Genomic DNA, 11,220 nt, shown 5'->3' with positions numbered 1-11,220 from the left:
TGTGTTTTATAAATCATTTTAGAACACTTCATTTGAAAAATATGATAGGTATGTTTACTCCTTAAATTATAATTCAGTCGACTGTCCCCAGAATTTAGAATTTCAGAATTTTAGATTTTAGAACTCTTCATCTGAAAAAGAAGTAGAGTACAGTTACATTAATTGCCCATGAGTATTTCTACTTAACTTAGATGAATAGATTTCAAATAAATTATTAACTTATTTATTAAACAATCAAAATGCGGAAAATCCCGAATATAATCAATAAAACTATCAATTTCATACTTAGTCTCTTCAGGATATAATAAAGTCTTTTCGTAATCGCGAAGTAAATCAAGTATAAGTAAGTCAGAAGGTTTAAGTTTTTTACTTGAGAGTTTTTTTTCATCATTAAGACTTTTGCCAAAAATATCCTTTAAAATTTCTGGTATATTGTATTTTATCAAATTTAGAAACTGTTCTGTTGTCAGTTTTGATTGAATAATAGCATCGACTTTATCAGGATAAAAATAGTCTATATATGAAGCTAATACTGCTATAAAAGTATTTTTCCAATTGGTTAGATCTTTTGAATATCTTTTACAAATAATATCTATCTTTATGTATATTTGCTCAGCTTCCCGAAAGCTTATGGACTTATCATTAAAAATTTTTACCAGATATGTGTTTTGTTTATTAAAAATATTTGATGTATTGATTTTTTGATTCTGGATTAAAAGATTTTGAAGTCTTTTAGTTCCTAATTTTAAAAATTTGCCTGCTTGTGTAGAGTATTCAGTAATTTGAATCTTATATTTATAGAACTTTTTAAGATAATCATCGCTGAAAGAATCAAGGCCATACATGCTTGTAATTATTTTTTTTGTATAATCATAATTTGTTACAAATATTACAAAACAACCTTCAGTATCAAAAATATGCTTTACTATCTCGATTGTTTCCATGGAAAATTGTGGTTTACATCGATCGAGTTCATCTATAACTAATATTTTCTTTTTTTTACTTTTTTCATAATTTTTAGTTATTAACTCTTTAATCTTTTGAATATCTTCTTGAAGACCTTTAATTTTATTCAATTTTTTTTTAATATACTGTTCTTCATTGAGATCAATAATGTTTCCAATAGCCTTTTTAATATCTGTAGGTTCAATTAAACCATTTGAAAGTAAAGAAACTCCAACATTTAATGCTCCTTTACCTATAATTTTCGAAATTGATTTAATATTATTTACAACTTCATCTTCACTGCTAAAATTTTCATCAATAATATATGAAAGAAGAACTAATAAAGCTTCTCCGGTGTGGTCATATTTATATGAATCAATTATTCTAATATCATATTTTTCATTGTGCTGATTTTTAACTTCTTGAGCTATTCTTTTAACAAAAGTTGATTTACCACATCCCCAACTACCAGTAATCATGAAAGGTGAGTATTGTTTTTCATATTCAAAATATTGTATTAAATTATTTATGATGTTTTTATGTTCAGGTATTTCTACCAAACCTTCAATTTTTTCATTCATAATATAACGTTCTATACATTAGTTATGCATTAAGCTATGATTTATCAGTATAAAGGTAAAAATTAAAAAATTTTTAATCCCAGGGACAGTCGACTGAATAAAAAAACAAAGTATTTTTTTCATTCTAACGTTAAATCAAATTAAACTAGTTTATGTGGCGTGAATGTGTTTTAAGGGGCGCGTGACTCAAACTAAATCTGGCAAAGTATTTGCTGACTATCCTTTAAATGCAAAGTTGTTAAAAGCCTTGCATGATATTTCTTATGTAACACCCACACCCATTCAGGAGCAGGCCATTCCCATGCTTTTGGCCGGGCATGATGTGCTTGGCATTGCTCAAACCGGCACCGGCAAAACCGCTTCTTTTTGTCTTCCTATTTTGCATGAACTGGAGCAAAAAAACCTGGGCTTGATTCCAAAACATACGCATGTGCTTATTTTAACGCCCACGCGTGAGTTGGCCATTCAGATCTATGATAACCTTGTGGAGTATGGCAAGTACCTCAAGCAAAGCTATGCCGTGATCTTTGGTGGCGTCAATCAAACACGGCAAGTCAAAGCCTTAAAAAGCGGTGTGGATGTCTTGGTGGCTACACCGGGCAGGCTTTTGGATTTGATTGAGCAAAAGCATCTTTCTTTGCAGAAACTCTCTGTGTTTGTTTTGGATGAAGCGGACCGTATGCTGGATATGGGCTTTATTAGGGACATTAAAAAAATCATTCCAATGCTGCCCAAGCAAAGACGCAATGTCTTTTTTTCTGCCACCATGCCCAAAGAAATCAATGCTCTGGCGCAAAAAATCTTGGTCAATCCCAAAAAAATTGAAGTCACTCCGGAGTCCACGACCGTTGAGTCCATTGAGCAAACGGTGATGTTTGTTGAGAAAAAAGAAAAAGTAGGGCTGCTCTTGCATTTGTTTAAAGACAAGTCATTTAAAAAGATTTTGATTTTTGTGGGCATGAAACACTTGGCCAACAAAGTGGTGGAGCGTTTGCACAAAAATAAAATATCTGCCGCCGCCATCCACGGCAATAAATCGCAAGCGGCTCGGCAAAAAGCCATCAAGGATTTTTCAAACAATAAAGTGAGGGTCTTGGTGGCCACGGACATTGCGGCCAGAGGCATTGATATTGATGATGTTACGCATGTCATCAACTATGACTTACCCAATGAAGCTGAAAGCTATGTGCACCGCATTGGCAGAACAGCCAGAGCCGGTAAAAAGGGCAAGGCCATTTCTTTGGTCACCGCAGATGAAAAGTCTTATTTAAAAAATATAGAAAAGAAAACCCAACAAAGCATTGCAGTAGTCAAAGAGCAGCCTTTTCACTCTGATCTGGCGCAAAATGCAGCGGTGGTCAAGCCCGGTAAAGCCAAAGCCAAGATTGATGCCAGTAAAAGCAGAGGCCGCTGGAAAAAGAAACCTTTTAAACGCAAAGGCACGGTAAAAAAAACTTCGTCTTCAAAGAAGCCAGTTAATAAAAAAAGCAAGCCTAAGACCTAACTTATCTTCCATGTTTATATGAGGCATAGCTTGTGCTTTGTTTCATGAATTTTTGAAACAACAGTTCTGAGGCTTGGAATGTTAATCTCTCTAGACTCCAAAGAATGAAAATAAATCAATGGTTCCTTCTCTTACAGATGCCAGTCATTGAAGAGCCGTAACCTTTAGGCAATAATTCTTAAAAACATTTGACAGATTGTTATTAACAACATATGCGTCGCGTTATATTAAAGTGTAATTGTCTTTTAAGGAGGGGCTGTGCTTAGAAAATATTTTTTAATTTTAATTGCGTGTTCATTAACATTAAGTTGGGCTAAAGATCGCTGCTTTGAGCGAATTGTGGCTTTGGATATTGGTTCAGGTTCTACAAAAATGTCAATTGGTCGTCGTAATGTTTGTCAAAGTGATGCCTTTAACCTTTCTGTAGCAGGGCAAGACATCAAAGTTTACAGCAGCATTGAAAAAGTTGATTTAGAAGCGCAGTTTGATGGTACAAATTATTCTGACAGCATTAAAGTTGATTATGCTGAAGCCTTAGAGCAAGACTTAAACTCTGACGACATCCCCGATGGAATGATTGATGCAAAAACTTTAAACAAAGGTCTTAATGCAATAAAAATATTTTTGCAGTATGCTAAGCTTGAAAAACACGCCTATCAAATGAAAAACCCTGGCATTGCCTATGAGGATAAATATGTGGCTGTGGCAACATCAGCGTTTAGAACCTTTGAAAAAAATGCACCAAAAGCAGCCAAACGCGCTGTTAAACAAATAAAAAATCTTGGCTTTGATGAAGTAAGCATCATCAGTCAAGAACAAGAAGCCGCGCTTGGTTTTATTTCTGCTCTTGTAGCTAAAGGCGTTGAAGATCCAAAAAACACTTTGGTGTGGGATATTGGCGGAGCCAGCACACAGTTGATTGCAGCCAATCATCAGGGTGAGGTCCAGGTCATTGGTTTAGGCAACGTGGCTTCAGTGGACTTTAGACGTCAAGTTGTTGAGCAAAAGCCAGAGGGTTGGGAACACTCTTTTGATAATGGTAAATCACAACCTGGTAATCCTAACCCCATTGGATCAATTGAGGGTGAAAAAGAGCGTGTGATTGAATTGTCTAAGAAAGCAGCAGAAGACATATCTTACCAGGGCATCAATGCATTGAGCTGGATTGAACAAAACCCAATAACAACGGTTATTGGTGTAGGTTCGGTTTTAAAATACGGAGGTTACTACCGTTTGAACAGCCTAGGGCTCTCGCAAGATAATAGCTTAACTCCAGAATTAATGAATCAAGGTCTGGATGCCATGGTGGATTACAATGAGAATAAAGATTATGCTGAGGGCAACGTCAGTAACATGTATTTGATTTATGGCCATATGCTTGCTTTTGGTTTTGATCAAGTGCAGTGCTTTGACGTGACCATGGCAGATGCCTTGTTAAGTCTTTAATAAGTTAAGGTGCCAGGCATCTTTTTCGGATGCAGCGCGTAATATTGAAGGCGTGCATCCAAATAACACGCCTGGCACTTAAACAAACTTAGCTTTTACTCGTCTAGGCGTTTAACCTTAGTGGATACTTGGCCAGACTCTGGGTCTTGAGCAATCATGATTTTAATGGGTCTGCAACACACGTAACAGTCTTCTATGTACTGATGGTCTTGTAGAGTGTCTGCTGCGCTGCCTGCATTGAGTTCATAGACATCCGCACCGGCACTGGTATCAATTTCAATTTCAAAATACTCAGCACAGTAGGGGCACTGTATGTTTTGGTACTGAATCCAATCTAACATCTGTGTCTATATGCCCAAGTTGAGATGGGATTGTCAAATTTACCTGAGTATCTGTGAACAGGCCTAGTTACTCAGGCTATATTTAAAAAGCTTAGAATATTAAAACCTGTCACAACAAGTTAGTTACCGCTTTCGCATAAAGGTTGGCTAAGGTCTCTGTAATTTTGTAAATCAGAAAAGCTATCAAAGAAAATAATGCTATGCCCTGCTAAGCCACTTGCGCTTTGATAAGCACCTTTAACGCCGGTACTTTGATTGCAAGCGTAAATAGAGCTTAGGTAGTCACAGAGGTTATTATCACACTCGCCTGGCTCAGGCACGTTCACAACAATATAAGCGGTACTGTTGGTATCATCATAGATGTAAGAGTCTTCTTGTCTAACTCCCCAGCTGCCTGAGACATAAAAAAGAGTGTTTCCAGAAGTGCTGTCAACGGTAGTTTGACCATCGTTGAAGGCACAAGCGTTACAAGTGGTTCCTGTATCTAAAAATCCAGTGGAACATTCACAACTGTAACCTAAGGGTGTATCAGTTAATGAACATTGTGCTGCCGTATCCACTGTACTGCAGGGATTATTTGAACATGCGTTGAGTAAGGGTTCTTCTTCAACATTATCCCCACTGCATTGAAGAATAAGTAAGCTTAAAATGGTTAAAAGAAACAGTTTTAAACGCATGGCATGAACCTCTCTGATTTAAAATTAAATGTATATTTGATAAGAAGATAATCTAACTTTAAGTTACTTCATCAAAAACTTTACTGAATTGAAAGATTAACACCATCTTATTCAAATGAAAAATTATCCTAAAAAGATAACAAATAAACGTATCTGGTTATGTGGGGGAGAAAAATAAATGAATTTTGAAGTTGAAAGATATGGGGTGAGTAACGGGACTCGAACCCGCGACATCCAGGACCACAACCTAGCGCTCTACCAACTGAGCTATACCCACCATCTTAGGGTTTTTCTTTTCATAGACTGTGGCATTTGTCCATGAAAATGGCACGCCTGAGAGGATTCGAACCTCTGACCTACGGCTTAGAAGGCCGTTGCTCTATCCAGCTGAGCTACAGGCGCAAGATTCACTTGTATAGGTCAATTTTACTCAAAAGTAAATCCTATTTGTAGAATTATCTTGAAAAATTAAACTGACGCAAGCATCAATACATTGTATTGAGCAGAGTATTGATAGATTGATAACGACTCATAAAAAGCCAATGTTTAAGCAGTAGATTGAGTAAAATCAAGCCTAAAGGGACTATCCCGGCATAGAAGATGATTTTACGTGACAGATGTTGATTGATTCCCAGCACATGTAAAAATAGTCTGTACAAGACGAATAAAAATACCAATATGAAACAGGGACTGAGTAAAAAATGTATTTGCGATAGGAATATATTCAGTCCCAATAGAGGTAACCAAAAAAGATAAAAGTTAAGCCAAGATTGCCATGTTAAAGTTAAATCTAACTTAGGTTCAAGCTTAAAGTAATTGATTATGGCTTGGCTGATCAAGGCAGTAATTACCAAAAAAACAGGCAAATAAATAGCAAAAGCAATGCTTGACAATAAAACAAAGCTAAGTGGCCAATAAGCACTGTGTGTCAGTTGAGCAATTAAAAATAGAGTGCTCGTCAAAATGTATAAACTTGCATTATCTGCATGTGATCTGTGCGAAAACTGAACAGCAAAGTTGTTCTGATAATGGACAAAAAAACTAACGATGTGTTTGAACCATGTTAAGTAATACTTAAATCCTTGTTGAATGTAGTGGCTGAGCATAAAAAACCTCATGATGTGTTTGTATTTATATTGTTTTTAATGTGGTTTTATTCACTTTTTATGCCAATAGCATATGAATAATTTGCAATTTGCAGTGTTCATGCATAAATCCTGAAATATGAGAAAAAATTTTTTTGGCCTAGCGCTTTTTGTGTCATTGACAATGTTAAATTTGGCCTGTTCTAAACACATAAAAAGGAAAGATACTTTGATGAATCGAGAAAACAAACCTAATTTAAGTCAAAGCTATGCTGAATTTAGGTCTAAGCATATTGCGAATGTATCCTACAACTTATCATTTGATTTAAGTCACGGAGAAGAAAAGTTCAGTGGCGTTTCAATCATTCACTTTGATTACAAAGCCCAGAGCCAACCCTTAACCGTAGACTTTATTGGTGGGACAGTGAAATCACTCAAGGTTAATGATGAAGGCTATCAAGCCAATTATAACGGCAATTTTTTAAGCATTGATCCAACACAACTTAAGGAAGGCAAAAACACTTTGGAAATAGCCTTTGAACATGCTTACAGCAATGATGGAGCTGGCCTTTATCGTTTTGAAGATACTGAAGATAACACCAGCTATATTTATAGCAATTTTGAGCCTTTTGATGCCAACAGAATGTTTCCCTGCTTTGATCAACCCGATTTAAAAGCCAGCTATGAAATGAAGGTAACGGCCCCAAAAAATTGGCAGGTGATTTCTGCTGCAAAAGAGTCTGATGTTAAAACCGAAGGCGATTTAAAACACTGGCATTTTCCTAAAACCAAACGCTTTAGCACCTATATTTTTTCACTGCATGCTGGCGACTATACGTCCTGGACATCAGAGCATAATGGTATGACTTTAAAGCTTTATGCCCGTAAATCTTTGGCCAAATATGTCAATCAAGAGTTTTGGTTTGATATCACAAAAAAAGGTTTTGAATTTTTCAATGCTTACTTTGATTATGATTATCCTTTTGGCAAGTATGACCAGGTGATTGTTCCAGACTTTAATGCTGGAGCCATGGAAAATACAGCGGCCATTACTTTTTCTGAGCGTTACATCAAAAAAGGTAAATACACGCGCTCTAATGAAATGAATATTGCTGAAGTGATTTTGCACGAAATGGCGCACATGTGGTTTGGTAATTTGGTGACCATGCAGTGGTGGAATGACTTGTGGCTCAATGAAAGTTTTGCCACTTACATGTCTTACTTGGCCATAGCTGAAAACACACAATTTAAAGAAGCATGGCATAACTTTTATGCTGATATAAAAGTGTGGGCCTATACAGAAGATCAGAGAGTGACCACCCATCCTATTGAAGCCACAATTGAAAGTACCGACCAAGCTTTTGCTAACTTTGATGGCATCACCTACGGCAAAGGGGCATCGTCTTTAAAGCAGTTGGCCTATTATGTTGGGGCAGATGAATTTAAAAAAGGCATGCGCCATTACTTTAAAACCTATGCTTATAAAAACACCCAATTGAGTGACTTTGTTGGCTCTTTGGAAAAGGGTGCACAAAAACCCTTGCAAGAATGGGTAGGAGACTGGTTGAGAAACAAAGGTTTAAATACAATTAAGGCCGATTTAGATGGGTGCAAAGCTGGAGAGAAAATAAAACATTTTGAGCTTATTCAAGGCGTTGCTTCTGGAGATGCAGTCATGCGTGCACATAAGGTAAATGTTGTGTTGTATAAACTTGAAGACGGCCAACTCAAAGCTTATGCTAAAACCGTTGCCCAGTATGAAGCTGAAAAAACTGTACTGAATCAGTTTGAAGGTAAAGATTGTCCAGCTTTTGTTTTTGTCAATGAAGCCGATCATGACTTTGTAAAAGTGGTTTTTGATGAAGCGTCTGTACAGTTTTTAAAAGAAAACTTAAACCTGTTTGAATCAGCGCACCATCGCTCTATGATTTGGCGCAGCCTATGGGACATGGTTCAAGATCAAAAATTAAGTGTAGATGCTTATTTGTCTATTGTGGATGCGCATTTAGATCAAGAAGACAATGTTGATGTTGCTGGTCAAATCACCAATACCATCATTGGTAGGAGAGGAAGTCATCACGCAGTCTTATATTATGTGAAAAATCAAAAAGATAAACACACAGTCTTACAAAAAAAATATGAAGATTTCTTTTGGAAAAAGCTTAATGCAGCCAAAGCCGAAAGTGATTTTCAGTCGCTGTGGTATGGCGCATATGTCAACAGTTTAGAAAGCCAACAGGCTCAAGAACAACTTTTGTCTTTACTTAACGGCCAAACAAAAATTAAAGGCCTCATTATAGATCAAGATAAGCGATGGGGAGCCATTAAGACGCTTAATAGTTTAGCTCACCCTAAAGCCAAAGATCTGCTTAAAGCTGAACAAGAAAAAGATAAATCATCGGGTGGGGTTAAATCAGCCATAGCGTGTAAAGTGATATATCCAGACGCATCTTCTAAAAATGAATGGTACAACACACTCATGAACAATGAGCTGGATTCCCTAGCCAAAAAAGCAGTGGTCATTGGGAATTTGCTCCCGAATGATCAAGAGCAATTCAAGCCAGATTTTTATGATCGTTTGTTTGAGGCTATTCTAGAAAAGAATAAAGAGGGTGACTTGGAGTTATTGACTCGTTTCACCATTGGCTTAGCTCCAGTGAGCTGTGACTCAGCCTCCGTTGAGCGATTGGGTAAGTTTATTAAAAAGAATCAAAAAAGCTTTTTGCCCATTGTCAAAAAGAACTTGTTGATTATGCATGAATCTTATGAAACTTGTGTAAAGATTCGTCAGTTCAATAAACTATAGTACGGTTGTTTGAGCTTATTGACTAAGGTAGAAGAAAAATAACGGGTTTTTTCTTCTGCCAGTTTTCTAGGTCTTACCAAACAATGCTCTAGGCCGAGAAGAAAAAGACTTTTTTCTGAAAATTGCTATTAATCGCACCCAAACAGGCATTCATTTTATAAGAAAAAATATTAACTTATTAGTGATTTGCCGATCGTTCTCTGTTATAAGCCGAAATCATATAGATAAGCATACAAATACTTTTAAATCTGAGGCAGAATTTTATGTTTTGGATTGAAAGTAAAAACAATGACGGTGCACAATCGTAATAATGTTTAAAATACAGAATTTGAAGCGCTACAAGGAGAGCATTAAACAATGAGCCAAAAAATTACAATAGCCTATGGTGATGGTATTGGACCAGAAATAATGGAAGCCTGCCTAAGTATTCTTAAAAAATCTGGCGCAGATTTAAACTATGAAGTCATTGAAATTGGTGAGAACGTTTATAAAAAAGGTCACACCTCCGGAATTTCTGAGCAAGATTGGGATACCTTGGTCAAAAACCACATTTTTTTAAAATCACCCATTACGACACCCCAAGGAGGTGGTTATAAAAGCTTAAATGTGACCATTCGTAAGACTTTGGGTTTGTATGCCAATATTCGTCCAGTCAAGTCACTTCATCCTTTTGTGCAAACCAAACATCCTAAAATGGATATGGTGATTGTACGAGAAAATGAAGAAGATTTATATGCAGGGATTGAACACCGTCAAACTCAAGAAGTTTATCAATGTTTGAAGTTGATCAGTGCCCCTGGAAGTGAAAAAATTATTCGATTTGCTTTTGAATATGCCAAAAGTGTCAAGCGTAAGAAAATTACATGCATGACCAAAGATAACATCATGAAGTTAACAGATGGTCTTTTTCATAAAACCTTTGATGAAGTGGCCAAAGATTATCCTGAAATGGATGTGGATCACTGGATTATAGACATTGGTGCTGCGAAAATCGCCGATAGTCCTGAAGACTTTGATGTTATTGTTGTTCCTAACCTCTATGGCGATATTGTTTCAGATATTGCCGCCCAAATCACAGGCTCTGTGGGTATGGCTGGCTCTGCAAACATTGGTGCAAAGTGCGCTATGTTTGAAGCCATTCATGGTTCAGCTCCAACCATAGCAGGACAAAACATTGCCAACCCCAGTGGTTTACTTATGGGTGCTGTTCAAATGTTAAACTATATTGGGCAAAGCAGCGTTGCAGAGAAAATAGAAAATGCATGGTTGACAACCATTGAGGAAGGGATTCATACTGGAGATATTTATGACCAAAACAGCAAGGAAAAAGTCAGCACGCAAGACTTTTCTAAAGCAGTGATTGAACGTTTGGGCAGTAAGCCTCAAACGCTTAAAGCGGTTGAGTACGGTGAGACTTCACAAAAAATCAGTATTCATTTAAAAGAAAAGCCTAAAGTAGAGAAAAAATTAGAAGGCATGGATGTTTTTATTGATTGTGATGACAGACGTCCTGATGTTCTAGGAGAAAAACTGATTGCAGTAGCGCAAGCAACCGATCTTAAACTGGTCATGATCACCAACCGCGGCGTAAAAGTTTTTCCAAAAGGCAATCCGCACACATTTTGTACCGATCACTGGCGTTGCAGATTTATGCATCAAGACGATGAAAAAAAGGTTACGCATCAAGAGCTTATTGAACTTCAGCAAAAGATTTTAGAGGCAAATTTAGAAGTCATTAAGACTGAAAATTTATACCGTTTTGGTGAAGAGAGAGGTTATTCTTTAGGGCAAGGTCAATAAAAGAATAAAAGACTCTTTTTAAAAAACAAAGAGTC

The 11,220-nt window shown here is 36.6% G+C and carries 8 protein-coding genes and 2 tRNA genes; 4 read left to right on the top strand and 6 right to left on the bottom strand.

From position 1 onward, the window contains the following. Nucleotides 1-182 precede the first annotated feature (182 nt). Nucleotides 183-1,526, bottom strand: a complete 1,344-nt coding sequence (locus MRY82_06860; GenBank protein ID MCI5072640.1) for a KAP family NTPase — start codon at nucleotides 1,524-1,526, stop codon at nucleotides 183-185. 181 nt (nucleotides 1,527-1,707) lie between these two features. On the opposite strand from MRY82_06860, the gene MRY82_06855 reads away from it, so the two are divergent. Together MRY82_06855 and MRY82_06850 are read left to right on the top strand one after the other, a co-directional pair. Further along, nucleotides 1,708-3,030, top strand: a complete 1,323-nt coding sequence (locus MRY82_06855; GenBank protein ID MCI5072639.1) for a DEAD/DEAH box helicase — start codon at nucleotides 1,708-1,710, stop codon at nucleotides 3,028-3,030. Between the two features lie 258 nt (nucleotides 3,031-3,288). Then, nucleotides 3,289-4,476 carry a hypothetical protein gene (locus tag MRY82_06850; GenBank protein MCI5072638.1) on the top strand — a complete coding sequence of 396 codons (1,188 nt, stop codon included), beginning with the start codon at nucleotides 3,289-3,291 and terminating at the stop codon, nucleotides 4,474-4,476. Nucleotides 4,477-4,571: 95 nt separating this feature from the next. Here the strand turns inward: MRY82_06850 and MRY82_06845 are convergent, their stop codons facing one another. From MRY82_06845 to MRY82_06825, 5 genes are all read right to left on the bottom strand, one after another. After that, nucleotides 4,572-4,817, bottom strand: coding sequence for a CPXCG motif-containing cysteine-rich protein (locus MRY82_06845; GenBank protein ID MCI5072637.1), 246 nt, complete (start codon nucleotides 4,815-4,817; stop codon nucleotides 4,572-4,574). Nucleotides 4,818-4,936: 119 nt separating this feature from the next. After that, nucleotides 4,937-5,494: a hypothetical protein gene (locus tag MRY82_06840; GenBank protein ID MCI5072636.1), complete on the bottom strand. Its 558-nt coding sequence runs from the start codon at nucleotides 5,492-5,494 to the stop codon at nucleotides 4,937-4,939. 201 nt (nucleotides 5,495-5,695) lie between these two features. Next, a tRNA-His gene (locus tag MRY82_06835) sits at nucleotides 5,696-5,771 on the bottom strand. Between the two features lie 48 nt (nucleotides 5,772-5,819). Then, nucleotides 5,820-5,896 (bottom strand) — tRNA-Arg (locus MRY82_06830). Nucleotides 5,897-5,979: 83 nt separating this feature from the next. Next, nucleotides 5,980-6,600, bottom strand: a complete 621-nt coding sequence (locus MRY82_06825) for a hypothetical protein (protein MCI5072635.1) — start codon at nucleotides 6,598-6,600, stop codon at nucleotides 5,980-5,982. Nucleotides 6,601-6,811: 211 nt separating this feature from the next. Between MRY82_06825 and pepN the strand changes: the two genes are divergently transcribed. After that, entirely contained in the window at nucleotides 6,812-9,385 is a 2,574-nt protein-coding gene (gene pepN / locus MRY82_06820) for an aminopeptidase N (GenBank protein ID MCI5072634.1), read from the top strand. Between the two features lie 357 nt (nucleotides 9,386-9,742). Continuing rightward, nucleotides 9,743-11,185, top strand: a complete 1,443-nt coding sequence (locus MRY82_06815) for an NADP-dependent isocitrate dehydrogenase (GenBank protein ID MCI5072633.1) — start codon at nucleotides 9,743-9,745, stop codon at nucleotides 11,183-11,185. Nucleotides 11,186-11,220 lie beyond the last annotated feature (35 nt).

It is taken from the genome of bacterium, from assembly GCA_022763185.1.
Taxonomy (GTDB): domain Bacteria; phylum Bdellovibrionota_G; class JALEGL01; order JALEGL01; family JALEGL01; genus JALEGL01.
This window is presented reverse-complemented; position numbering and strand designations above follow the sequence as displayed.